Source organism: Geopsychrobacter electrodiphilus DSM 16401 (genome assembly GCF_000384395.1).
GTDB classification, from domain to species: Bacteria; Desulfobacterota; Desulfuromonadia; order Desulfuromonadales; family Geopsychrobacteraceae; genus Geopsychrobacter; species Geopsychrobacter electrodiphilus.
Genome location: NZ_ARWE01000001.1, coordinates 1,892,289 through 1,917,449 on the forward strand (window position 1 = coordinate 1,892,289; position 25,161 = coordinate 1,917,449).

26 protein-coding genes and 2 tRNA genes are annotated in these 25,161 nt (G+C 48.1%); 21 read left to right on the forward strand and 7 right to left on the reverse strand.

The window, feature by feature from the left end:
* The first annotated feature begins 385 nt into the window (after positions 1-385).
* The 4 genes from D888_RS0108980 (at position 386) to D888_RS0108995 (ending at position 5,708) form a co-directional block, all read left to right on the forward strand.
* Positions 386-1,294 (forward strand): ATP-binding cassette domain-containing protein, encoded by a 909-nt coding sequence (locus tag D888_RS0108980; protein WP_020676220.1) that lies wholly within the window; start codon positions 386-388, stop codon positions 1,292-1,294.
* Positions 1,291-2,082 carry an ABC transporter permease gene (locus D888_RS0108985; RefSeq protein ID WP_026362309.1) on the forward strand — a complete coding sequence of 264 codons (792 nt, stop codon included), beginning with the start codon at positions 1,291-1,293 and terminating at the stop codon, positions 2,080-2,082. The genes D888_RS0108980 and D888_RS0108985 overlap by 4 nt, the downstream gene beginning before the upstream one ends.
* A gap of 164 nt (positions 2,083-2,246) precedes the next feature.
* A complete protein-coding gene (locus D888_RS0108990) occupies positions 2,247-4,220 on the forward strand; it encodes a GNAT family N-acetyltransferase (protein ID WP_020676222.1) in 1,974 nt (657 codons plus the stop codon).
* 498 nt (positions 4,221-4,718) lie between these two features.
* Positions 4,719-5,708, forward strand: a complete 990-nt coding sequence (locus tag D888_RS0108995) for a glutathione S-transferase family protein (protein WP_020676223.1) — start codon at positions 4,719-4,721, stop codon at positions 5,706-5,708.
* A gap of 41 nt (positions 5,709-5,749) precedes the next feature.
* On the opposite strand, the gene D888_RS0109000 is transcribed toward D888_RS0108995, so the two are convergent.
* Together D888_RS0109000 and secG are read right to left on the reverse strand one after the other, a co-directional pair.
* Positions 5,750-5,835, reverse strand: a tRNA-Leu gene (locus D888_RS0109000).
* A 58-nt stretch (positions 5,836-5,893) separates the two neighbouring features.
* Positions 5,894-6,256 (reverse strand): preprotein translocase subunit SecG, encoded by a 363-nt coding sequence (gene secG, locus D888_RS0109005; protein WP_020676224.1) that lies wholly within the window; start codon positions 6,254-6,256, stop codon positions 5,894-5,896.
* A 334-nt stretch (positions 6,257-6,590) separates the two neighbouring features.
* Between secG and D888_RS24330 the strand changes: the two genes are divergently transcribed.
* From D888_RS24330 to D888_RS0109030, 5 genes are all read left to right on the forward strand, one after another.
* Positions 6,591-8,246, forward strand: coding sequence for an ExeA family protein (locus tag D888_RS24330; RefSeq protein WP_281169680.1), 1,656 nt, complete (start codon positions 6,591-6,593; stop codon positions 8,244-8,246).
* A complete protein-coding gene (locus tag D888_RS0109015) occupies positions 8,243-8,857 on the forward strand; it encodes a general secretion pathway protein GspB (RefSeq protein ID WP_020676226.1) in 615 nt (204 codons plus the stop codon). The genes D888_RS24330 and D888_RS0109015 overlap by 4 nt, the downstream gene beginning before the upstream one ends.
* Before the next feature lie 390 nt (positions 8,858-9,247).
* Positions 9,248-9,505: a double zinc ribbon domain-containing protein gene (locus D888_RS0109020; RefSeq protein WP_020676227.1), complete on the forward strand. Its 258-nt coding sequence runs from the start codon at positions 9,248-9,250 to the stop codon at positions 9,503-9,505.
* On the forward strand, positions 9,498-9,788 hold the full coding sequence (locus D888_RS0109025) for a hypothetical protein (RefSeq protein ID WP_020676228.1): 291 nt from the start codon (positions 9,498-9,500) through the stop codon (positions 9,786-9,788). Before D888_RS0109020 ends, D888_RS0109025 begins: the two co-directional genes overlap by 8 nt.
* A 75-nt stretch (positions 9,789-9,863) precedes the next feature.
* Positions 9,864-10,376, forward strand: a complete 513-nt coding sequence (locus D888_RS0109030; RefSeq protein ID WP_020676229.1) for a hypothetical protein — start codon at positions 9,864-9,866, stop codon at positions 10,374-10,376.
* A gap of 1 nt (position 10,377) precedes the next feature.
* On the opposite strand, the gene bioD is transcribed toward D888_RS0109030, so the two are convergent.
* Entirely contained in the window at positions 10,378-11,109 is a 732-nt protein-coding gene (bioD, locus tag D888_RS0109035; RefSeq protein WP_020676230.1) for a dethiobiotin synthase, read from the reverse strand.
* Positions 11,093-12,082 carry a biotin synthase BioB gene (bioB, locus tag D888_RS0109040; RefSeq protein WP_020676231.1) on the reverse strand — a complete coding sequence of 330 codons (990 nt, stop codon included), beginning with the start codon at positions 12,080-12,082 and terminating at the stop codon, positions 11,093-11,095. Before bioB ends, bioD begins: the two co-directional genes overlap by 17 nt.
* Positions 12,083-12,266: 184 nt before the next feature.
* On the opposite strand from bioB, the gene D888_RS0109045 reads away from it, so the two are divergent.
* The 12 genes from D888_RS0109045 to D888_RS0109100 all read left to right on the forward strand — a co-directional run bounded on the left by D888_RS0109045 (position 12,267) and on the right by D888_RS0109100 (position 22,035).
* Positions 12,267-12,827, forward strand: a complete 561-nt coding sequence (locus tag D888_RS0109045; protein WP_020676232.1) for a helix-turn-helix domain-containing protein — start codon at positions 12,267-12,269, stop codon at positions 12,825-12,827.
* A 53-nt stretch (positions 12,828-12,880) separates the two neighbouring features.
* Positions 12,881-13,450: a helix-turn-helix domain-containing protein gene (locus D888_RS0109050; RefSeq protein ID WP_020676233.1), complete on the forward strand. Its 570-nt coding sequence runs from the start codon at positions 12,881-12,883 to the stop codon at positions 13,448-13,450.
* A 110-nt stretch (positions 13,451-13,560) separates the two neighbouring features.
* Entirely contained in the window at positions 13,561-13,845 is a 285-nt protein-coding gene (locus tag D888_RS0109055; RefSeq protein WP_020676234.1) for an HU family DNA-binding protein, read from the forward strand.
* Between the two features lie 321 nt (positions 13,846-14,166).
* Positions 14,167-15,621: an OmpA family protein gene (locus D888_RS0109060; protein WP_026362311.1), complete on the forward strand. Its 1,455-nt coding sequence runs from the start codon at positions 14,167-14,169 to the stop codon at positions 15,619-15,621.
* A 10-nt stretch (positions 15,622-15,631) separates the two neighbouring features.
* A complete protein-coding gene (locus D888_RS0109065; protein WP_169513279.1) occupies positions 15,632-16,120 on the forward strand; it encodes an OmpA family protein in 489 nt (162 codons plus the stop codon).
* An 11-nt stretch (positions 16,121-16,131) separates the two neighbouring features.
* Positions 16,132-16,605 carry a Crp/Fnr family transcriptional regulator gene (locus D888_RS21200; protein ID WP_156826981.1) on the forward strand — a complete coding sequence of 158 codons (474 nt, stop codon included), beginning with the start codon at positions 16,132-16,134 and terminating at the stop codon, positions 16,603-16,605.
* A 41-nt stretch (positions 16,606-16,646) separates the two neighbouring features.
* Positions 16,647-17,291, forward strand: a complete 645-nt coding sequence (locus D888_RS0109075) for a hypothetical protein (protein ID WP_026362312.1) — start codon at positions 16,647-16,649, stop codon at positions 17,289-17,291.
* An 87-nt stretch (positions 17,292-17,378) separates the two neighbouring features.
* Positions 17,379-19,070, forward strand: a complete 1,692-nt coding sequence (locus D888_RS0109080) for a Na/Pi cotransporter family protein (protein ID WP_020676239.1) — start codon at positions 17,379-17,381, stop codon at positions 19,068-19,070.
* On the forward strand, positions 19,067-19,966 hold the full coding sequence (locus tag D888_RS0109085) for a Ppx/GppA phosphatase family protein (protein WP_020676240.1): 900 nt from the start codon (positions 19,067-19,069) through the stop codon (positions 19,964-19,966). The genes D888_RS0109080 and D888_RS0109085 overlap by 4 nt, the downstream gene beginning before the upstream one ends.
* A 42-nt stretch (positions 19,967-20,008) precedes the next feature.
* Positions 20,009-21,310 (forward strand): phenylacetate--CoA ligase family protein, encoded by a 1,302-nt coding sequence (locus D888_RS0109090; protein WP_020676241.1) that lies wholly within the window; start codon positions 20,009-20,011, stop codon positions 21,308-21,310.
* A 24-nt stretch (positions 21,311-21,334) separates the two neighbouring features.
* Positions 21,335-21,766, forward strand: a complete 432-nt coding sequence (locus tag D888_RS0109095) for an ACT domain-containing protein (RefSeq protein ID WP_020676242.1) — start codon at positions 21,335-21,337, stop codon at positions 21,764-21,766.
* A 192-nt stretch (positions 21,767-21,958) separates the two neighbouring features.
* Positions 21,959-22,035 (forward strand) — tRNA-Pro (locus tag D888_RS0109100).
* Between the two features lie 118 nt (positions 22,036-22,153).
* Here D888_RS0109100 and recG read toward each other — a convergent pair.
* The 3 genes from recG to greA all read right to left on the reverse strand — a co-directional run bounded on the left by recG (position 22,154) and on the right by greA (position 25,078).
* Positions 22,154-24,298 (reverse strand): ATP-dependent DNA helicase RecG, encoded by a 2,145-nt coding sequence (gene recG, locus D888_RS0109105; protein ID WP_020676243.1) that lies wholly within the window; start codon positions 24,296-24,298, stop codon positions 22,154-22,156.
* A gap of 14 nt (positions 24,299-24,312) precedes the next feature.
* Positions 24,313-24,516: a DUF1858 domain-containing protein gene (locus D888_RS0109110; RefSeq protein ID WP_020676244.1), complete on the reverse strand. Its 204-nt coding sequence runs from the start codon at positions 24,514-24,516 to the stop codon at positions 24,313-24,315.
* Between the two features lie 85 nt (positions 24,517-24,601).
* Positions 24,602-25,078: a transcription elongation factor GreA gene (gene greA / locus D888_RS0109115; protein WP_020676245.1), complete on the reverse strand. Its 477-nt coding sequence runs from the start codon at positions 25,076-25,078 to the stop codon at positions 24,602-24,604.
* Between the last annotated feature and the right edge of the window lie 83 nt (positions 25,079-25,161).

The window sequence follows — 25,161 nt, forward strand, 5'->3', positions numbered from 1 at the left end:
ATGATTAATGGAGATCATGGTCAGGGCCTGATATGGGTGTTGTGAACCTGCGAGGGGAAGGTCAATCCAGTAAAAGAAAGCATGATAATGAGCGAAACGTCATTTAAAACGGATACTCCCTGTATGGCGAAATTTATTGACCTTTTACTCCTCTGTCCTAAAGGGGGAAACCCAGAGAGCTGCCCCTTCTGTGAAATCCGCAAGCTGTCTTTTGAGGAAAAAGTCAGCTGGGTCATGTCGCAATCCAAAGAGGAAATCGCTGCTATATTGTCCTTCCATCAGAGCTGTCGGGATCAAGCTGTTCTGCGCTGAACAAGCCTTGGCAAAAAGAACAGCGCCAGAGTAATATCTGATCTTATTCCCCTCTTTTTCAAAAAGCTCTGCGATGCCTATTTTACAGGTTACCGATTTACATAAGCGTTATGGTGCGCTGAACGCGGTTGATGGCCTCTCTTTCTCCGTCGCAAAGGGGGAGTGCTTCGGTCTTCTCGGACCGAATGGGGCCGGAAAAACCACGACCATCCGCATGCTCTACGGTTATACGCCGCGCGACTCAGGTCTGCTGCGCATCTTCGGGCTGGATATCGACAGCCATCTGCGCGAGATCAAGGCACGCCTCGGCATCTGCCCACAGGATGATTCCCTCGACCCTGATCTGAGCCTGCGTCAGAATCTGGTTGGATATGCGCGCTATTTCTCCATTTCCCGCGCCGAGGCCGTGGCGCGGGCTGATGAACTGCTGGACTTCTTCGCCCTTCAATCCCGGGCACAGGATAAGGCGCGCATCCTTTCGGGTGGCCTCAAACGACGGCTGCTGCTGGCGCGTGCACTGGTCAATAACCCCGATCTGGTAATTCTCGATGAACCGACCACAGGCCTTGACCCGCAGAGCCGCCAATTGTTATGGGAGAAGCTGGCCGAGTTGAAGACGCAGGGGATGAGCATCCTGTTGACCACCCACTATATGGATGAGGCGGCGCGGCTGTGCGACAGGCTGGTGATTGTCGATCAGGGCCATATTCTGGTGGATGGGAAGCCGGCGCAACTGGTGCGCGAACAGGTGGGGCATTCGGTGCTGGAGATCATCGAGCCTGACCAGGAGGTACGCGATTTTCTGGCAGGGGAAGACTGCCGCGTCGAAGATCTTGGCAAGCGGCTACTGGTTTATCTGAGAGAGAGTGATGAGCTGTTTCTGCGTTTGACTCGCGAGGTGCGCACCGCAGGCTGCACCCTGCGCCCGGCATCGCTGGAGGACCTGTTTCTTAAGTTAACCGGCCGGGAGTTGCGCGAATGAGGTGGCCAAGACCCAGCCAATTTAGCTACAGAGTACTTCATGTATGGACCCGTAACTATCAGCTCTATAGGCAGAATTGGAAAATATCTTTCATCCCTCCGTTGCTTGAACCGCTGCTCTATATCCTGGCTTTCGGCGTGGGCCTTGCGGTGATGGTCGGTGAGTTTAAGTTTGGTGGTCGGCCGCTCAGCTATACCCAGTTTGTCGCTCCGGCGTTGATTGCGGTGGCGATCATGCAGAATGCGTTTTTCGAAACGACCTACAATTCTTTCGTCCGCATGTATTATCAGAAGACCTTTGATGCCCTGCTCGCCACCCCGCTGAATCTGGAAGAGATTATCCTGGGGGAGATGCTCTGGGCCGCCACCAAGTCACTGATCGCTACCTTACTGATGGGAGGCGTAATCTCTCTGTTCGGGCTGTTTGATTATCCAGGCGCGCTGCTGCTGTTACCGCTGGCGGTGCTGGGAGGGCTCTGCTTTGCCGCCCTGGGGATGATCTGCACCGCGCTGGTGCCAGGGATCGAGACCTTTAACCTGCCTATTTTTCTCGGAATCACGCCGATGTTTTTGTTCGGCGGGACCTTCTTCCCGCTGCAGAACCTGCCAGGCTGGGCACAGGGCGTGGCGCAATTTCTGCCGTTGACCCATCTGGTGATTCTGGTGCGATCCTGTGCACTGCAACTCTGGGATGGCGCAATGTGGTTGAGCCTGCTCTATCTGCTGCTCGCCACCCTCGTGCTGTTACCATTGGCTATTGCCCTGATGGTGCGGCGGATTGTTCATTGAGACGAGGAGGCTGTCGGACTATCCATGAGCTGGCTGCAAATCCAACAGTTATGCCCGACTGACCGGGGTTTTTGATTGACAGTCTGTTGGCGGTTCCCATTACAATAATGCCCGGATGGGAACTCATGATAATCCTCTTCATAAAGATAAGGGCGAGAGGCGCTATGGAATGGAAGCCGAGTCAATTTCCGTACATAACCAACCTGACGCCTGAGTACGAAAAAGCGGTTCGGCAATCCCCGCTGCTTAACATCGATTCTCTCCTTATCCCTTCTCCCTATATCCGCGACAACAGCATCGACATCGATTACGAACACAGCTTCGTATGGGACGAAAAGGGTGAACTGCTCGGTTATCTGCTGGTCTATGCGACGCCCGACCGTAAAAATTTTCATATTTACAAGCTGGTGACCAATCCCTTCGGCCGGGGGAAGGGGATCGGCTCGGCCTTCCTGAACTATCTTGTTCACCAGGTGGATTCTGATTCACATATCTATCTTTATGTCTGGGACAAGCTCTTAAGCTCCATCGATTTTTTCCAGACCCGGGGCTTCAGCATCACCGAGCAGGTTGTCTACCGCAAGATGAAGTTCCACCTGATGTCGGTCACGGCTGCAACGCTCAGGCAAAAAGTGGCTTCAACCAAACGCCCGGACGTGTCGGTGGTCGAAGAGCTGAGCAAGGTGCGGCACGACGTCAAAAAATCGTTGAAGGTCCTCTTCGACATGACCGCTATGCTGTCGGTTGATAACTTCAACAAGGTTGCCGAGGATATTAACCGCGAAACCACCGCGATGCTCAACACCCTGAATATGTATGAAGACAATATCCATCAGTCACATAAAGTCTCGCTTAAAGATCTGATCACCGAACGCGTTATCCCTTTTATCGAAGCAGTGAACCCTTCATGTGTGGTGAAGCTGGTTCTGGGGGCGAAGATTGATCCGGTCAATGGCAGCTACGTCAGCACCAGCAGAGCCCTGATCAATGTTGTTTCCAACGCGCTGGATGCCATCAAGTCGGCCGGGCGCCCCGGCCTGATCGAATTCTCACTGGGCCAGCAGGGAGACAGCGTGACTCTGGCCATAACCGATAATGGCATCGGCATCGCCGAAGACAGCCTGAAAAAGGGGGCGGACCAGTTGCCGCTTTTTGTCGGCAAGTCCACTAAGGGGACACAACCCGGTAAAGGGGTCGGGACTCAGCAGACCTATGCGACCTTTGGTGCCGATCATATCGAGGTGACCAGCAAGCTTGGGGAATTTACCAGGTGGACCATCAGGCTGAAGCGCAGCACGACCAAAGATACGGAGTTGCTGGCCGAGCTGAGTACCCGTTATGTCAGGTTGATCAAAACAACACAGAAAACCAGAATCACCAAAGAGACCAGTCGAAACGATATGACCATCTTCATCTGGCAGCTCAGGCAGATGGAGCTGTTCAGCTATGACCTGATCTATCATTTCAGCCGCTACAACAATATCCGCGATATCTTCCAGAGTTTACTGCTCTATCGCTTCGGCGGTAAATCTTTCGATTTTCTGAAGGAAGAGCTGGGCAAGTGCCGCATCGACAACAGCGAGATCAGATCCTGGCTGCTGGGGATCAGCAGGCGCCTCAACAAGTACGATACCTGCATCATGAAGAACGTCCCGTTCCAGGAATACAAGGACGTCCTTTTTCAGAGTTATGGCCAGGCCACAGACCGCACCATGATCTTTACCCTCGATCCCGACAGCGGTAATTTTTTCACGACAGATCGAAAGCTTGCCGAACACCTCGACTTTGTATCCTATCTGGGACGTGAAAAGGATGAGCTGTTGCGCGGGGAGCTGGTCGGAGATGTCCGGAACGTCAGCAGCCCTATTTACCTGGGAGTCTGGACAACAAAAAGCCTGGATGATCTGCAAGACAAAATGCGGTTGATTCAGCGCGGGGCGCAACAGCTGCTGCTGATGGGATTCGACAAAGAGAAACGCATCGCCTTCTATAACACCACCTACAATACCTGTGAGTGGGAGATCGACACCCTGAAGACGGTCAGTCTCGGCGAGATGGCTACGCTGGATGCGGCGGATTTTGGTCGCTTTATCAGACCGGCAGACTCGGAGATGAGTGGTCTCATGCCCTTTGGATAGACAGACTTCAGCCGGATACACGCCCTCAGGCGACAGACAGACGTAATCTCACCAACGAAGATTCGCTTGTAGATTTGCTCGACTGATAGGCCGCGATTCCATTTAAAACGCCATCACCGAATAGTCGAATGATGTCATTTTAAAATCGCTGGCAAAATAACAAAACCTGCATACCTGAAAATGAAAGGCCCGCATTTGTCGCTGCGGGCCTTCGTTTAGTTATTCGTTATTTGCGCCCTTGTCACGGGCTTGGCCGGCGGCTTGTAACCGCAGGTGGGGTGTACGAACTGTGAGAAGAATCGGCGTCTGTTTCGATAGGCGACCTCCTTTGCTCGAGTGAAGTACATGTCAATATGTACTACGGTTTCATGATACCCCATTGGCAGAAAAAAAGCATCGGCGAGACTCAATTTTAATATTAGAAAAACACTGAACAGCGCAGGATTTGCGACTTATGCTATCTTGAAACGGTGGGATAAATCAGCAGAGGAGGAACTCATGGGACTTCTTATCGAAGGTCAATGGCGGGATCAATGGTACGACACGAAAAAAACCAGGGGTGAGTTCGTCCGTAAGGAGTCAAGTTTTCGAAACTGGGTAACGGTTGATGGTGCGGCCGGGCCGAGCGGGGAGGGTGGTTTTGCCGCTGCAGCCGGACGCTACCATCTCTATGTGTCTCTGGCTTGTCCCTGGGCACATCGGACTTTGATCTTTCACGTCCTCAAGGGGCTGCAGCCGTTAATCGGAGTCTCGGTGGTCGAACCCTTGATGTTGGAGTGCGGCTGGGAGTTGAGTGCCACAGCGGCGGCGACCAGTCCGACACCAAAGGTTGAGTATCTTTATCAGGTCTACCAGCAGGTCGATCCGCTCTATACCGGGCGCGTCACTGTGCCGGTGCTGTGGGACAAAGAGCGGGAGATGATTGTCAGTAACGAGTCGAGCGAGATTATCCGCATGCTCAATACCGCCTTTAATGCTTTTACCTCAGTTGAGACCGATTATTACCCGGGAGAACTTCAGGTCGAAATCGATGACATTAATCAGCGAATTTACCAAGCGATCAACAATGGTGTTTATCGAGCCGGGTTTGCAACGAGCCAACAGGCTTACGAATCAGCCTTTGTTGAACTCTTTGCTGCTCTGGATTGGCTCGAGCTGCGCCTTGGGCGGCAGCGCTACCTGATTGGCAAGCATCTTACCGAAGCGGATTGGCGCTTGTTCACCACTTTAATTCGCTTCGATGCTGTCTATGTCGGTCACTTCAAGTGCAACCTGCGCAGAATAGAGGATTATCCTAACCTCTCCAATTATCTACGTGACCTATATCAGGTGCCCGGGGTGGCAGAGACGGTCAATTTTGAACAGATCAAGACCCACTACTATGGGAGTCACAGGATGATCAACCCCTCCGGGATTGTCCCCCTTGGGCCGCGGCTTCATTTCAGCAGAGAGCATGATCGGGGCAAGTTTGATTCCCGGGGCTCTTAACACAAAAAAGCCTGACTCAAAAGAGCCAGACTTTTTTTAACTGGTGCCGAAGGCGAGACTCGAACTCGCACGACCATAAGTCACACGCCCCTCAAGCGTGCGTGTCTACCAATTCCACCACTTCGGCGAAGGCCTGTATATATACGGAACGCTTTACAGGCTGTCAACTGAATTTTGTGCGGGTCTTATTTTTTCTTTTCTGCTGGTGCGGTAACCGGTGCGGCTGGTTCAGCCGGAGTGGCCGTTTTGCCAGCAAAACCACCATCTGCAGGTGCTGCAGGAGTATTTACGGAGGCCGGCATGATAGTTTTTGAAGCGGGACTTCCGTAAAAATAGGCTAGTGCCAGGCTGGTGAGCATGAAAATAACAGCGGCTCCAGCAGTCACTTTTCCCATGAAGCTTGCGCCGCCTGCGGCGCCGAAGATTGTCTGGCTGCCACCGGCGCCAAACGAAGCGCCGACCTCGGCACCTTTACCCATTTGCAGCAGAACAATAATAATCAGGGCAAAACATACGACAACATGTAATCCGATGAGCAAATAAGTCATCTGTGCAAATCTCCTTGTTTCTGATCAGTTTTAGAACCGGGGCAAATTAGCATAAATTCCACACAGATGAAAGCAGTTTTTAATAACAGCCCGGGTTATTCTCTTATGCTCTGCCTGTGGTTTATGCCGCGCGTATTTAAAGTCCGGAGAAAAGGGTCTGCCTATCTGTCTCTGCAGTGGGTTTCGTGACTAATCCCGGCCTAGTGAGAAAGGCATATCATGTAGGTTCCTGGTCGTCCGGTGATTTTCCGTTAAAAAAATGCTATAAAGGCCAAAATTTTAGAATTGAAAGTTTTGGTTCTTAACTTCATGGACACCTCTTATGTATTTGAAAATGTTCGGATTGAAAGAAAAACCGTTTCACATTACGCCAAATCCTCGATTTATTTTTTTGAGCAAACGGCATAAAGAAGCTTTTGCACATCTTCTGTACGGGGTGAGAGAACGTGTTGGCTTTTTATCCTTGATAGGCGAAGTTGGTACTGGCAAGACAACCGTCTTGAGAACATTACTGAGTCAGCTTGAAAAAGCCGATTATCAGGTTGCCCTGATCTTCAATCCCTGTATATCCGCTCTTGAGTTGCTGCAATCGATTCATCGTGAGTTTTCAATCCCTTATCAAGAAGGGAAGGGGAATCTGGCGAGCCTGCATGAAACCCTCAACCTTTTTCTTCTCGAGCAGCGAACATACGGCAAAACTGTAGTTTTAGTCGTGGACGAAGCACAAAACCTGAAACCCTCTGTTCTCGAGCAGATGCGGCTATTATCTAATCTTGAGACCGAAACCGACAAATTGCTCCAATTAATCATTGTAGGACAGCCTGAACTGGAAGAGGTTCTTGCCCAGCGTGAATTACGGCAACTCAAGCAGCGTCTGACCGTTCGTTATCGCCTGACCAGCATGGACGAAGAGGACACTGTGGCTTATATTGGACATCGTCTGAAAATTGCCGGGTTTACTGGTGGACAGCTTTTTACCGAAAAAGCCCTGAAAATGGTTTTTCGATTAACAGGGGGTTTACCGCGTTTAATCAATATCCTTTGCGATCGTGCATTACTGGTTGCCTATACTCACGAGAAAACCCAGGTTGATCACAAAATCATCGCCGAAGCTCAGGCGGAGCTTTCCGGAAGTGAACCTCTGAAGAAAAAAGGTTGGTCGTTGATTACTGTAATCGCTGGTATGGTCTGTCTCCTGGGCCTCTTGTTGTGGGCTCAGCCTTCATTCTTAGCGAGAATCTTCCCCACTGTCGTGCCGCAGGTCCCCGCGGTGGCGGCCGATTCCAAAGTTCTTCGCGTTGAGAAATCACAAACTCCACCGGTTCCGGAAATTGATACCGAAAAGCTGGAACAGATAAAGCAAAAAATTTCCACCTTTTCAGAAGAAAATTCCGCCATGCTGGCGACGTCCAGCGTTCTGAAGCTCTGGGGTCTGCCTCCGCTAAAAAGGCTCGACAATGATATATATCAAGCCCTGAGGGCCGCCGTACGAGTACAGGGCCTCGATCTGATTCGATTTCAAAATAACCCGGAAAAACTGATCCAGTTCAATTCGCCTGCTGTTCTTTCTCTTCTTTTACCCAGCCTGAAAGGAATCCGTTACCTGGGATTGCTTAAAGTCAAAGATGGGATGGTTCTTACTGCCCCAAAGCTTTCGGCTGACGGGTGGATTCCCGTCGGATACCTTGAACATATCTGGTTTGGTAAAGCCCTAATCCCCTGGAAGAATTATGAGAAACTCTCCTATGTTGATGATCCGGGGAAAGAGGGCGCAGAGATCAATAGAATCCAGGAACTTTTAATCCTGGCCGGCTACACCGCTCAAAAAGTGACAGGGGTTTATGATTCTCAAACTATTGATACTATCAGTAATCTGCAGCTCAAAACCGGACTGAATCCCGATGGCCGCATCGGAGCACAGACCCTGCTGCAACTTTATCGTCTCGCGGGGCTTGAAATGCCGACACTAAGCGAGGAGATCAAGCCATGAGTTCTATCCTTAAGGCACTGCGAAAGCTAGAAGAAGAGAAGGCGGCGCTGGGTGAGGGGGGCGTTGATATCGCACGTGATATTTTGAAGCGTTCGGGAACAAGCCCTTCCCGCAGCCTTTTTTGGCCTATATTGTCTGCGGTTCTGTTTTTCTTGCTCTTAGGAGGCGGGCTATTTGTTGGCATCATGGGTTATCGTGTCGAAACGACGGCAAAGCTACCGACAGAGAAGCGAATAGTAATAACAAATATGACCCCGACGCCGGAACCCAAACGCGAGATTCCCTCCACCAAATCTGTTGAATCAGTTCCCTCCACTCCAGACCTCTCCCCAATTGCGCCCCCTCCCGTTGAAAGGGTTGCTGCTCAACCGAAACCAGCACTCAAAGCCCATGCTCAGCCAGAAGCGACCCGCTCGAACGGCATACCATTTTTGAAGGTGACTGCAATTGCCTATCGAGCCAATCCGACAGAACGGATTGCGATTATCAATGATCTCCCGGTTATGCAGGGCACGTCTATCGAAGGTGCTGAAATAATTTCAATTCTACCGGATAAAGTTATTTTGAGCTGGCAGGGAAAGCAGTTCGAGCAACAGGTTGAAGCCGAGTAGCCTCACCCGGTAATATCCAGTTTATCGGGGCTTTTATTTTCATGAGCCTTTCGTTCCCTGGTGAGTCTCACCCTCAATGTGGTTTTGTAGATTATTCTGCGGCTTGATGGTGGATATTCGACAAAACTTCCAATCTCCAGCTGTTATTCCCAGCTATTTACATTGATTAACCATATAATTTTAAGCATATAGCCAATTTTATGTGTTTGGCACAAATCCTGATATAAAAACAGAGCAACACTCTTTCAATGGCTGAATCCAGTTTGGCAGGGTTACCCACAACGCTGAAAACTGTACCTGTTTCGACCGAGCTAATGTTCGCCGAGATGGTGCGGTCCCAATAGTTTACAAGCCCGCAAAGCTTTATCTTGAGTCGGTTAGGAATAAAATATGATCTTCCTGCTTTTAATGATTATGGCGTTTTTGTTTCTTAAAATTCAGGATAACCTCAATGCCCCTGAGATCGTTGAGTCGGTGACGGCAGCCTGTCCCGGTTGTGCCAAAGAGGTGGAACTCGACTGGATGGTCTGTCCCCATTGTCTGCAACGTCTGCGCGAAAACTGTCCTCAATGTCACCAACGCAAAATGATTATTCATCTGTTCTGCCCTTCGTGTGGCAGTCGCGCGGTGGGGCAGGACAATGGGTAAACGCTATTACCTGCTCTTTCTGGTTTCGGCAACCGGACTAAGTATCCTGTGCTATAACTACTGGAGTTTTTCCTGTGGACGCTGTGATGCGGAATCCTTGCTCACTGTCAGTCTGCCTGCCAAGATTCTGATCGGCATCAATCTGCTGGCAGTATTAATCTTGACCTATCTTACCAATCGCAGCCCCCGTTTGGATCATTCAAAATGTCCTTGTGGTGCTCGCCTTCACCCTGGCTGGTATTTCTGCCCCGAATGTGGACAGGCCAGGCCCGTGTCCCGCTGAAGAAAAGTTTGCATGTTTTTTCGGTCTGGGGAAGACTATAGTGCCATATTCACCAATTGATCCAGGAGCTATGTCATGCGATTCTTCCTTCTCTTGCTTCTCATCATCTCCCCATTTAATTCTCTGGCGGCCAATCCTGTTGACAGTAGCAAATTGCCTCTTTCTGGAATGCTGCCAGACCTGAAATCCGCGACCGTTGATCTTGGAGTAGAGACCCGACGCGGTGTTAGTGCCCATGTACGTCTTGATCCCCAGCCGGCGCCTGAACTCAGTAAACCATTGGCTCCCGGATTTAAATACTTTTTGCTGAGCGTTGTATTTTCGAAAGGACAAACGGGAACCTCGATCATGTCCGGGCAGGCTGCGGCCAGAACCTATAGCGATAATTCCCAGAAAACCAAGACTGTTCGGTTGGAGTCGGCAGGTGACAACTGGTCTGCTCTTCTGACTCTGAATACGAAAGGTGAGACCCTGATAAAGGTCGGCAGCAAACTCGAGGACGGAAAAAAACGGATTTTCCGTTTCTTTTTTAATATGCCTGACACTGAGCCGTCCGGTGGTGTGACAGGAAATATCCCGGCCAACTAGGTCAAAGCGAAGAGGGCAGTATTTGTTTGAGGAGTCGCCAGCTCGGCAATGTCGGTAGCTTTGCGGCGATGCTTTCAATTATTTCTTCAAGCGTGCCGGACGTTTCGGGGATGACCGCCAATAATTCATTGATTGTCAGAGACGCTAAATCGTGCGGGACAGATTTTTCGGCGATGTTGGGATTTTCCGGCATGCGATTCAGGATGTACCCTGCGACATCAATTTCAAGGTAGCGTGCAGCCAGCAGGGTCAATAGAAATTGGTTAATTGCGCCGAGTTGGACGCCGCCAATAACCAGTAAGGGGAGCCCAATATCTTTAGCAAGATCTGAAATGAGGAAGCCCCCGGCAATCGGGACCATCAATCCCCCGGCACCCTCAATCAGCGTAAAACTGTGCCGCGCGATCAGATCTCTGGAGTTTGCGACCAGGGCGGAGTAGTCAACTGGTTGCTTTTCAATCCGCGACGCTGTGCCCGGGGCCGCAGGAGTTTCAAACCGATAAGGGCTGGTAATCTCTATCGGTTCACCAGTTTCAGCGGCCCACCGCAATAACTTACTGTCATCACCGTCCTGGGTTGTGTCTGCAACGCCACTTTCAAGCGGTTTCATTACCGCGACATCAATCCCTTGCTGCCGCAAATAGCGCGCCAGGGCAGCGGTCAATACTGTTTTTCCGACCCCGGTACCCGTCCCTGTAACAAAAAGTCCCTTGCGCTCAGTTGTGGCAAGCATTGATCACGACCTCAGCATCTTTAATCATTTGCAGGTCATCTGCCTGATCCCGTCCGGTGGTGGTCAGATAATTCCCGACCATTGTGCCGCTGGCTCCAGCCATGAATATTGTTGACTGAAAATCGCGTAGATTCTTTTCTCGTCCGCCACAAACAGTAATCCGGGTCATCGGCAACAGGTATCGATACAGGCTGATTATCCGTAAACAATCCATCGGAGAGAGTAAATTGTTATTAGCCAAGGGGGTCCCCGGGATGGGATTAAGAAAATTTAGAGGAACAGAGTCAACGTTCAGTTCTCTGAGGGTCAGACCCATCTCTACACGCTGCTCGAGGGATTCGCCCAGACCGAAGATTCCACCACAGCAAACCTGCATACCTGCCGCTTTCGCCAGCTGAACCGTCGCGACATCGTCTTCATAACTGTGGGTTGTGCAGATTTCAGGGAAGAAGGAACGTGCTGTTTCGAGGTTATGATGATAGGTCACACATCCAGCTTTCGCGAGAGCGGAGGCTGATTCGGCCGTAAGTATCCCGAGGGAGGCTGAAGGTTCGATGGTCGTTTCACTGGCGATTCGAGTAATCGCCTCAAGGATGGTATCAAACTCATCACCTGGGCTGACGCTCGTTCCACTAGTCACGATACCATAGCAGTGATTCCCTTCTTTCTCAGCCACAACGGCGCCGGCAACGATTTCATTACATGATTTCAATCCATAAACCGGGGCATTGGTCTGATGATGCGATGACTGCGCACAAAAGGAGCAGTTTTCGGCGCAACGCCCGGACTTGGCGTTTATGATGGAGCAGAGATCAATACGATTACCGAGGGATTGCTCTTTGATGTAATGAGCCCCTGCCATAAATTGGGTGTAGTCGCATCCTTGCGATTCAAGAATTTTCAAACCCTCTTCAAGAGACAATAGATTGCCGGACAGTGCTTTTTCGACTAAGGCCGTAACGATTTGATTCATTGAATTTTCTCCTTATTTATTGCTCGGCAGGTTAAAGGACCTTTTGATTGTTGTCAACTCGGCGCAATAGGGCAGGTTTACAAAAAACCCTTACCATTTGTGTCTTTTTAATCTCATATAAGGTTGACAGAAAAGCGTCTAAGTGATAGAACAGCTTTCTAAAATAGAGTGGGGTAGGGATTTCATGGTAAAGAAACTTATTGGGAAAAAACTGAAAAGTTCTCGACTTAAGCGTGATAAAACCATTCAGCAACTCGCCGAAAAATCACGTGTTTCATCAAATATGATTTCTCGAATCGAACGCGGGCTAACGACCCCGTCTGTAGAAATTCTGATGAAACTGGCCGATGCAGTTGGAGTCAGTCTCAGCTATTTCGTCGAAGAGGCCGAAAAAGGGAGCACTGTAGTGTTTACCCCGTCTGGGCAGGGCGACCCGATATTTTTCTTCGAGAATAAACATCAGATCTTCAGTTTATCTCAAGGGCTAAGAGATCCCGGATTTTCGGCCTTTATCGATGTTCTGGAACCCCTCTGTGACAGCGGCGAAGGTGGCATGGTTCATACGGGGGAGGAATTTGCAATGGTCCTCGAAGGTTCCCTCGATTTCACTATCGATGCTGAAAAATATCACCTTGAGGTCGGAGATACGATCGCTTTCAAAGCGACGCTACCACACAGTTGGAAAAATAAGAGTGGGACACGGGTTAAGGTCCTGTGGATTGTCTCTCCGCCACCCAATGTATGATGACATGAAAAATATATTAACCGGCCAGATGAAATGCTCGGGGAGGTCGCCGGATGCAGATTAAGAAGATCGTTGGGAAAAAACTCAAGGAGATCCGCCTTAAGAGAGACCTTACTATACAGGTTCTTGCCGAGCGGTCTCACGTTTCATCGAACATGATTTCCCGCATAGAACGAGGCTTGACGATTCCTTCAGTTGATATTCTGATGCGCCTTGCAAATGTATTTGGCAAAAGTATCAACTATTTTGTCGAAGATGTTTCAACGTCACACGAAATAGTTGTTACCCGTCCAGGGAGACGAGACAAGACGGTCTATGATGATGAACAACACGTTATGCAGACAGAATCATTTACTTCGGGTCTAAGAGATCCTCAGTTCATGTCTTTCTTTTGTACGATAAAGCCTGGAGGGACCAGCGGTGAGGACAATATGTATCATCCTGGAGACGAACTGATCTATCTGGTTGAGGGGAGTCTACGTATAGAAATAGTCAAAGAGGTCCATATTCTTGAGGCCGGGGATAGCATCAGCTTCAAATCACACTTGCCACACCGCTGGACAAATGTCGGGCCAGGGGAGGCCAAGGTCGTATGGACCCTTTCCCCTTTTACTATTATCTAATTTATTCGCAACATATTGAAATCCATGGAGTCTTCTTGACAGGCAGTAAAATTCGGATATATTATCCACTCACCTGAATCTAAAAATATTTTCTCCCTCCAGGAGGCTCCATGAATAAGTCAGAACTGGTGGAAGCACTGTCGTTGCGCGAAAATCTGACCTATAAAAAAGCCGAGCAAATAGTCAATCTTCTGTTTGACTCTATGTCTGAAGCTTTGATTGAAAATGATCGGATTGAAATTCGTGGTTTCGGCAGTTTTATGGTTAAAGACTATAAAGCTTATATGGGGCGAAATCCGAAGACCGGGGAGGTCATCGAAGTCAAGCCAAAAAAATTACCATTCTTTAAAGTTGGAAAAGAACTCCGTGAAAGAGTTAATAACGGAAATGAATAATTCTCATAAACTGATTTTATAAAAAAGCCTGATTGTGCGTAACAATCAGGCTTTTTTATCGGTCAAAACCCGTCCCTCACCTGCGATTAAACGTAATTTACCTTTTCGTTTCAATTTAAAATGATATATGTTCCTGCTGTCTTCCCGGCCCAGCAAGGGTTGCTATAATGCTGAAGGTTGGATCCGTTTGGCATGTAAATTGATAAAAGTGGGGTGGGGGACCCAAGAATAATCACCTTGTCATCCCACAATTTAGTACCATTTTTACACTTGATCAGCGTTTTTTTGTCGGGATCTGCCGACGTAGCTTTTGAGGGTCGCATGAAAAAAATAATCATCTTATGTTTTCTGCTTTCAATAATCACGTCCGCTGAACTTGTTCAGGCGACACCATCACAATATGGGGTTACTGGTCTCATCACAGTTCCTACAGCAGATACGTTAGATTCAGGCAATATTGCTGTTGGACTTTGGGTTAACACCTCAAAGAACGGTAGGGACAAACCCACGGTAGTCCCAGTGAGTCTCACCCTGGGCCTCGGAACCTTTATGGAGGCATATGGATCCTTTCCTAACCTCCTGTTTAATGATAATGAATTTGAAAGTGGCAGAGGTTTCGCAGATTTGGGAATAAAGGTTCGGGTCCTCGGGAAGAGATCTTCTTCTTTTCAGTTTTCACTCGATGCGCAGGCCAGGAGACACATTGATAAGCAGCTTTCAAGGGATGGTTTGACTGATCTGGTCGGACGAGGTATTGCCAGCGTCAAAACATCTAACTTTGGATTACATTTGAATGCGGGATATTTGCAAAATGATAATAAGAAAAATATCGACAACCAAATTGTGGGAGGGTTAGGCGCCGAGTTTTATCCGATGGCACGTTTGAGAATTCTCGCAGAGTTTGATGGTGCTACCAAGGCGCTTTCAACCTTAAAACCTCCTCTTGAGACCCTTTTTGGCTTTCAGTATTTCATATCACCTCACCTCACTTTCAATTCAAGTTATGGCGTAGGGTTGACCGATTCAGCCAATGATTGGCGAGTTATCGTTGGTCTTTCGACCAGTCAAGGGATTGGTACATATACAAAACCAGTCCCTCGAATCATTGAGCCGCCGGTTGAAAAATCAAAATTGGAGCCCGTTAAAAAAGCGAAATTCAAAGCATTGACCCCTCTGGTGCCAAAGAAAAAGATTCTTGAAGCTGATCCTGTTGCGAAACTGGAGATTCCCGTTGACCCAGGGCTTGAGACAGTTATCGTTGATCCGTCTGACCTCCTGGTGGTTCCGGGCACTGCCGCTATCATGGGCGCCCCGGCTTCTCCAATTTCAACTCCAGTTCCTGCAACCCCGACCGTGACAGAGGTCCCTGCTGGACAAGCACCTGAATTTCAAACAAAAGGTCCGATTGAAACAGTTGTTTATCGAAAATTTCGTTTTGACGAATTGAATTATGGTTTTGATCAATCATCATTGACGGAGAGTGGTAAGCGCGCTGTTGCACTGGTTGCAGATAAGCTACGTAAAGAAAGTAAAAAATTCATCCTGCTGGTCAATGGCCATACGGATTCAACAGGATCAGAGGATTACAACGAAAAGCTTAGCTATAAACGTGCCGTCAGTGTTGGAATCTGGCTTGTGTCCCATGAGGGATTTGACCCTTCGCGCATTTTTATAAAGGGAGTTGGGGAGGACGATCCGATCGCAGACAATTCAACTCCAGAGGGACGATCATTAAATCGACGCTCTGAAATCCTGGTACTGCTGCCAAAGAATTGAGATGAGAAATATGCCACGCTTTATTTTGTTTCTACTTATTTTACTGGTTCCCACCACCTGCTTCGCTGAGAAGTCAAAGGACCCACTAAAGGTATTTTTACAGAATCGACAAATTATTGCGCATATTTATTTTAATCCATCATCGACTAAATTAACCCCTGCCGCCAAAACCGCACTTGATTTGATCGCGCCCGAATTAAGAAAATATAAATCAGAGAATTCTCTTTTGCGCCTGGAGGGTTTCTCCAACTCTGACAACTCCTCCGAGGATACTTTAACTTTTTCTATGAAAAGAGCCCTGGCTGCTCGTAATTATTTGAAAGACAATTATAATTTAACCTTTGATATCTATTTAACTGGTTTCGGTGGAGGTCCCGACCTTGCGGAAGAGCCCCCAGGGAAGATTAGACGAGTCGATATTGTAGTGTATAAAAGGTCTGGAGCAGCAGATGCCCTCTTTGATGATCAGGATACTGTTACTAAATTCATGCCTAAGTGAGTGGCACCAATATGAGCGTAGATTTTACTGGTTTGGATGATAGTCCCATTTTTACGGGTTTCTTGCCTGCTGAGATGACTACACTTTCTTCTGTTTTTACCCAAAAAGAGATGGGGGAGGGGAAGACTGTTTTTGTCGAAAATATGCAAGGGGAATCTCTTTACCTTATAAAGCATGGGACAATCCGCATTTCCAAAATGATGGCTGAAGGGGACGAAGAAGTGCTTGTGGTTCTGGGTCCTTCTGATGTTTTTGGAGAGATGGCCCTGTTTGATGGTGCCCATCGCAGCGCAACGGCAAGAGTTGCTGAGGCCGTAACTTTGCTCTGTCTTTCCAAGACAGATTTTGAAATTCTCAGTGCCAAGGATTCTGCCCTTTGTTTAAAACTCGCATTAAATATTATTCGATTATTCAGTGGCAGAATCAGATCCTCCCAAGCCGCGCACCGAGACTTGCTGCTTGATGCGTTAGGTCGTAGCCATTGAATTTTCGCTGCTCTAGCAAACCCGGCTCGTGGAGGTAGATTATGAAAAACCGGATACTCCCCATTTTCTTATTTGTTTGCATCCTTTCCGGGTGTGGCGGAGTGACAATTCTCCCGAGCCCTAAGGGCATGGGCAAGATCAATGCGCAAGACATGTCCATTTCTCAGACAAATGAGCAGGTTTCAGTCACCGCCAAAATTATGGATATTGAAGTTCGACCGTACCAGATGCAGCAGAATATCTGTTCATTCAAGGTCTTGATCAGCAACAATCGGAATGAAGAGATCTCCCTGCCTGCCGATAACTTTTTGCTCTCAGACAGCAAAGGAAATCAATTTCTCCCGGTTTCTCCCGCAAAAATCAAGGAGTTGGTCGCCGACCATGATCCTTACCTGATCCCATACCCCTATGTTGGATATTATTACGAAGGGGATGCCGAGCGGGGAATGATCCGGAATGGATTTAATAGAGAAGTCACCTATTTCCCGACAAAAAATCCTCAAAATATCGTTTTGGATGCTCTGCCTGATGTCAAGATAGAGCCTGGGAAGCAGGTATCAGGTCTGATTTATTTTTTGACTGATTTGCGAGCCATGGATGGGTTTACACTTGAGGGGGCTGCAGTCCTCAGCAAAGGGGTAAAATCTTCAAAATTCATTTTCTCCTTTTCGGTTGTGAAGAAATAACAGACCTTATACAATCAAAGTCTGCCTGCTGCGGCCCGCTAATCATGGTGGGTCGCAGTTTTTATTTGAATTTTGAAAGAGTCTAAAATGCTGGTGATTGGAAGCCATAATGTATTTTGGGGCCTTGTCGGAGGACTGGGTCTTTTCCTTTATGGTATGCGGACAATGTCTGACGCCCTGCAAAAAGTTGCAGGGGACAGAATGCGTAAAATTCTTACAGCTTTAACAAATAATCGGCTCATAGGGGCGTTTGTTGGCCTTGCTGTAACCGCCATTATCCAGTCATCCAGTGCGACAACAGTTATGGTGGTCGGGTTTGTCAATGCGGGGCTGCTCTCTTTGGTTCAGGCGATCGGCGTGGTTTTAGGGGCGAACGTCGGCACAACAATAACAGCCCAACTCATTTCTCTCAATATTACAGGGTTTGCTCTGCCTGCCGTTGCTATCGGAGGGGCTATTGCGATTTTTTCTCGCGATCGGCAAAAGTCATATTGGGGCGAAATTCTCTTTGGTTTTGGTCTGCTTTTCCTGGGCTTGTCGATCATGAAGCAGGGGGTCGATCCTCTAAAGCACTCAAAAGAAGTCATCCAGATATTTGAATTTGTGGGCCAATATCACCTGATTGGAGTGATTATCGGAGCGCTTATGACGATAATTGTCCAGAGCAGTACTGCCACAATCGGTATAACCCTCGCCATGGCTAGTGCTGGGTTGATCAATTTTGAAGCCAGTGTTGCCTTGATTCTGGGCGAAAATATCGGTACTACTTTTACTGCTAATTTTGCCGCTATCGGAACCAACCTTGCGGCGCGCAGAACGGCCTGTTGTCATTTTTTATTTAATACAATTGGCGTTGCATTCGTATTATTGCTCTTTCCGTATTTTATGAAAATAGTTGCCTATATCTCTCCAGGTAACGCAGATATGCTTGTTACCACCCAATCGCAAGCAAACCTGCTGGGAGCCATGATTGGGGATCGACCCTTTATCGCCCGCCATATTGCCAACGCACATACACTCTTCAATGTCATAAATGCCCTGATTTTTTTACCCTTTCTCGGACCGATGGCGCGTTTATCAACGTTTTTGATTCGCGGTCAGGACAGCATCGTAAAGATGCAAGCATTGTATATTGATATCCGGGTTTTAAATACACCACCCATTGCTCTGGGACAGGCTAAACGCGAAATTCAACGCATGGTAAATCTCACCTTGTCAATGCTGAAAGAAACTAACAAGTTTATTGAAACCGGCAATCTTAAAAATGTTAAACGTCTTGAAGAGTATGAAGAGTTGGTTGATTTTCTGCAGAAGGAGATTACTGATTTTCTGGTTGCACTTTCGCAAAAATCAGTGTCAGGACGAACATCTGAAGAACTTGCTACCCTAATGCATCTTGTAAATGACATTGAGCGCATCGGAGATCACTGTGTAAATCTATGGAAACTTGGTCAACGAAAAGTAGAAGCACGGATTGCTTTTTCTGAAATAGGGCTCAGTGAACTAGCTGATATTTCAGGAAAAACGGAAGACTTTCTCACCTATGTCGTTGTCGGGCTCGAAAGTAATAATCCTGCTCTTTGTTCAGAGTCGATCAGGTTTGAAGATGAAATAGATGATTTAGAAAAAACTCTGCGCAATAATCACATCGACCGCTTGAACACTGGCGAATGCGCGGTCAAACCTGGAATGATTTTTATTGATATGTTGCATAATTATGAAAAAATTGGAGACCATACCTATAATATTGCCGAGGCTATTTTGGAGAATCAGGGTTGATTCGGGCAGCTATTGACATCGGAAGTAATACAGTTCGGATGCTGATCCCAGGCTCTGGCCCCATAGGGGTTTCCCATGAAAATTATTTTCGGCGCGTGACCCGCTTAGCTGGAGATTATGATCCTGTTGCCGGGTTGGCTTCGGCCAGCATGGAGCGGACCCTGATCGCCCTACGACAGTTTGCTGCCGAGTTGACCGGCTTTAAAGTGGATGAAATCTGCGCAGTGGGAACAGCGATTCTGCGCAATGCTGTCAATTCAAAAGAGTTCCTCGAAAAAGTCCACAACGAAATCGGGATTGATATTAGAGTAATTGATGGAAAAACTGAGGCAGAGCTCAGTTGCCGTGGCATTTTGACGGTTCTCTCCCCAACTCCCAAAAGAGCTGTTCTATTTGACATCGGTGGCGGTAGCACTGAAATAATCATGTATGAAAATGGTAAGATCCTGCAGCGAGAAAGTCTTCCTCTTGGGGTTGTGCAATTAGCTGAAGGCCATGAAAGTTCCGGGGACTGCCTTCTCGCTGTGCAGGCAGGTCTTAAAAAGCTCATTGATTCGTCAATCTGGAAAAGCTGGAAACGAGACACATGTCCCCCAGAGTTAATTGGAACTGCCGGGACCGTGACGACTCTGGCGGCACTTAAACTAGAAATGCACCATTACGACGGAACAAAAGTCAACAATCTCGTTCTTAGCCGCGACTGGTTGAACTCTTTGTATTCAATGCTTCGCGCGTTGTCGCCTGAAAAACGCAGAGAACTGCCTGGCATGGAAGAGGGGAGAGCCGACCTCATTATCCCTGGACTGCAGATTGTCCTGGAGTTGCTAGATTGTGCTGGGGGTAACTCTCTACGTGCTGCGGATGCCGGTCTCCTCGAAGGCCTGCTTCTTGATTAATATTTAGATTGCATTAGGATTTTTTTCAATGGGAGGTGTCAGATGTTCTGGAATAAGGAAGTTGAAACGTTACCACGAGAAGAGCTTGAAGCTCTTCAATTAGCAAGATTGCAGCAGGTCGTTGAACGGGTCTATTCAACCGTCCCTTTTTATAAGAAAACTTTGGACGCTGCTGGAGTAACACCAGGCAGTATCCGTAACCTGGCGGACCTAAGGCGTATCCCTTTTACCCTTAAGCAAGACATGCGCGACAGTTATCCTTATGGGTTATTCTCCACCCCGCTCCAAGAAATCGTGCGTATTCATGCATCGAGCGGGACAACTGGCAAACCGACTGTCGTTGGTTACACCCACAGTGATATCGAAAACTGGTCTGAAATGATGGCTCGTTCTTTTGTCGCCGCAGGTGTTCACAAAGGCGACATTGTTCATAATGCCTACGGGTACGGCCTCTTTACTGGTGGACTCGGCGCGCATTATGGCGCGGAAAAAGTGGGAGCTTCAGTTATTCCGATGTCAGGCGGAAATACACGTAAACAGTTGATGATTATGCAAGATTTTGGGTCAACGGTTTTGACCTGCACGCCATCATACAGCCTTTTTCTAGCAGAAGTTGCAGCAGAAGAGGGGATAGACTTCAAAAATCTCAAGTTGAGAGTCGGTATCTTCGGGGCAGAACCCTGGACTGAGGCCATGCGCCTTGAGATCGAAGAGAAACTCAATCTCAAGGCGATCGATATTTACGGACTTTCCGAAATACTTGGTCCAGGCGTGGGAATCGAATGCATAGAAGCACAAAACGGGCTGCATACATGGGAAGATCAATTTATCCCCGAAATTATCGATCCCGACACTTGCGAAGTCTTACCCTGCGGTGAAAGAGGGGAACTGGTGATTACAACCATCACCAAGGAGGGAATTCCGCTCTTGCGCTACCGGACGCGTGATATTACACGCATCATCTCCGAACCCTGTATCTGCGGACGCACTCATCGACGCATTGAACGTCTGAGTGGTCGTAGTGACGACATGTTGATCATTCGAGGAGTGAACGTTTTCCCCAGTCAGATCGAATCAGTGCTGTTTAATATCAAAGGCGTTGAGCCCCATTATCAATTAATTATTAATCGTGAAGGAAATCTGGATACCCTTGAAGTGCAGGTTGAAGTAAATGAGCAGACCTTTTCTGACGAAATAAAAAATTTGCAGATTCTTTCGAATCGTATTCGTCATTCGATCAAGGAGATGCTTGGCGTTACCTGTCAGGTTCGCCTGGTGGAGCCTAAAACCATTGTCCGTTCAGAAGGCAAGGCCAAACGGGTCATCGACAACCGAAAACCCTGAGCATCTGTAATTTGGGAGCAAATGATGAAAGTTGAACAGATATCAATTTTTATAGAGAATAAGTCAGGTCGTTTGGCCGAAGTTGCTGAAATTCTAGCAAACGCTGGCATAAATATCCGCGCTTTGTCGCTAGCCGACACTTCCGATTTCGGTATCTTACGACTGATCGTGGATAATCCCGTAAAGGCACTGGAAATGTTGCGGGATAACTCTTTTACAGTCAGTAAAACTGAAGTCGTTGGCATTGAAGTGCCAAATCAGCCAGGAGGCTTAGCATTGATCCTGTCGATTCTTGACAAGAGTCAGATCAATGTTGAGTACATGTATGCGTTCGGTGAACGCCCGGGAGGGAATGCGATCATCATCTTTCGCTTCGATAATATCGATGAAGCCATTAGCGTTCTCAAGAACAATGGCATACTGGTCATTGCTTGTGATGTTATTTCCGGAATATAATTATAATTCAAAGAGATGTTTTCCTGGACTTCATGTAATCACTCAAGTTCTAGGTAGCTACTATAGGGCCTCAACAAGGGGTTGGCTAAGGGAGCTAATAACTAGCTAAAGTACCCGTTTTTACCATTTGTTTCTTTGATTTCCGCTTGACAGTCCGTACCAATTCCTAGATAATCCGCGGACGTTAATTGACGGGATGTGGCGCAGCCTGGTAGCGCACTTGACTGGGGGTCAAGGGGCCGGAAGTTCAAATCTTCTCATCCCGACCAAAAATAAAAAGGGCCGATCTCCAGAACGGGAGAGCGGCCCTTTTTTAATTTAATATCAATCCTACCGAACGTCGCATAATGTATATTATGTAAACTAGAATATTATCAATTCGAATCCTTAGCCAATGGTGATGAGATCCAGACGACCACCCCAACGCCTTAATAGCTCTTGCTTCACCTCATTGGTTGCCGCATCGGCGAGATAATTGGTTGTTTGCGCAAATTCAAAAGCATCCTGACGTGCCATCTCAAGGATATCCCCATCCCTCAATATACTCGCCACTCTAAAATCAGGGAGTCCCGACTGTCTGGTCCCCAGGAATTCTCCAGGCCCGCGAATCTCAAGGTCGGCTTCGGCAATGCGAAAGCCATCACTGGTCTCAACCATTACGTCCAGTCTTTGGCGAGCTTCTTCACTGTAATGCCCGGATGAAAGTAAAAAACAAAAACTCTCATCTCCGCCTCGTCCTACTCTGCCACGCAGCTGGTGCAATTGAGCAAGGCCAAATCGATCAGCATGTTCAATAATCATTATCGTCGCATTCGCAACATCGACCCCAACCTCAATCACAGTCGTTGCAACCAGAATATCCAACTGATGAGATCTGAATTCCTGCATCACAAGATCTTTGTCGGCCTGTTTCATCCGACCGTGCAATAGTCCGATCCTGGCATCGGGGAAATGAGCAGCAAGCTGAACAGAAGCTTCTGTGGCAGCCAACAGATCAGAATTTTCGGTCTCCTCAACCAGAGGATAGACAATATAGGCCTGACGGCCCAGGGCCAGTTGCCGCCGCAAACCTTCATAAGCCAGATTGCGACGACCTTCTGGATAATGGTGGGTTTTTACCGGTATCCTGCCCGGGGGTAACTCATCGATCACCGACAACGCAAGATCACCATAAAGGGTCATGGAAAGAGTGCGCGGGATCGGGGTCGCCGTCATCACTAAAATATCTGGATTTTCCCCTTTTTGTTTTAAAACACCGCGTTGTTTAACGCCGAACCGATGTTGTTCATCCACAATCCCCAAACCGAGCCGTTTAAATTGAACGCCCTCTTGTAACACCGCGTGAGTACCGACCAGAAGATGAAGATCCCCTGATTCAAGGTCTGCAAGTATTCGTTTTCTTTCAGATTGCGGGATACCACTGCGTAGCAACTCACAGCGAAGGCCTAAATGTGGCAGCCACTGGCTGAAGGTTGAAAAATGTTGCTCGGCGAGTATCTCGGTCGGAGCGAGCACTGCAACCTGGGTCTCATTCTCAATCGCGATCAGCGCTGCCATCAAGGCCACAATCGTCTTACCGCTGCCGACATCCCCCTGCAAAAGGCGATGCATAGGTACATTCGACATCATATCCCGTTTAATTTCACCTAAAACACGCCGTTGAGCCACTGTTAAACGAAAAGGCAACAGAGCGGATAGAGGCTTTGTATAAAGATGATCCACCTTAAAGGCGATCCCCTGCTCAATTTCAATACCGTGGCGTTTTAAGGCAAGGCCGAGTTCTAAAAAGAAGAACTCATCATAAACAACACTGCGCCGGGCTGGGTCTTGTCCGCTTTCCAGTTGAGACAGACTTTGATCAGACTCTGGCCAATGACAACGGAAGATGGCCTCTGAGAGAGGGAGAAAACCATGTTTTTGTGCAAGAGCTATCGGGAGTGGTGAGCGAACCAGCGGGGCGTATTTCTTGACGAGATCAAACCAGATTTTACGAATTTTATACTGAGACAAGCCTTCTGTAAGGGGATAAACCGGTAAGATCCGGCCAAATTTAAGTGGGTCTTTGCTCAGGAGTTCTAATGGGTCAACCCCCTGCGGAATAATTTCGGTATCTGGGTGATGAATTTCGCGCTGAGCGCCAAAGCTGTGGATTTCTCCAATAAAAACAAACTGTTGACCGATAGAAAAGCGTTTTTGAAGCCAACTTTTGCGATAGTGAAACCATTTGAGCGAAATACGGCCGGTTTCATCTTCAGCAATCACTTCGAAGAGTAGACGTCTGCTGCGACTGGTTAGCGCTTCCCCTGCGGCAAGAACACGGGCACAAAAAACCTCTTGTCGACCGGTTTGTAACTGATTAATTTTACGGAGGTGACGTCGATCTTCGTAGCGGGATGGCAGGTGATAAAGAGCGTCTTCTATGGTGTTAAGCCCCAGCTTGTTCAACTGCGCGAGGAGTTTGGGGCCGACTCCCGTGGTCCGGTCAAGACCGATCTGATCCAGGGGCACAAAAACTGGGGAATTTGGGGGCATCAGCCCTCCCCTTGTCAGGCGTCAAAAAGGTCGTTAAGGGCAACCAGAATTGCTTCGACATCAACCCCATGGGCCATGGCCCCCTGTTCGAGGGTTTCGTTCATCGCACCCATGCAGCCTACACATCCGAGATTAAACTTTCCGAGAACACCAGCCACCCTGGGATCCATTTGAAGAATCTGGTGAAAGGTCATATTTCGTGTAATTTGTTGGCTCATTATTGACTCCGTTTGTTTGTATTTACTCTCTTGTAAATTCTCACAAAAAGACAGGGGAAATGCAAGGGAACCTTAACAGGCATGATCATGAATATTCAATGTTGGTTATTTCATAGACCCGAATGCCTGAAGGCACATTGATCCGCACTTCCTCATCAACTTCATGTCCAATCAAAGCACGTCCGACTGGAGAGGTGATGGAAATTTTACCATCTTTAATTTCGGCTTCTTCCTCACCAACGATCTGATAGGTGACTTCGATGTCGGTATCAACATCGATCAGGGTCACCTTCGCTCCAAAAACGATTTTGTTGCTTATGATCGTAGCTGGGTTGATAACCTGGGCTCGGGCGATCTTGTCGTTCAGTTCTTTGATCCGCCCTTCGACAAAACCTTGACGATTTTTTGCCGCATCATACTCGGCATTTTCTGACAAATCACCATGGGCCCTGGCCTCTGCAATATCCTGAACAACCTTGGGCCTTTCCACCCTGACCAGGTTCTTCAGTTCTTCCTGTAGGCGTGCATAGCCTTCCGTAGTCACAGGAATTGAGCTACTCATATCTACTCCTTGAAAAAAAACGGCGGGCGGGGAAGATCCCGCCCGTCGTTGAAATAATGTGAACCGTTTGTAAGGTTTTCTAA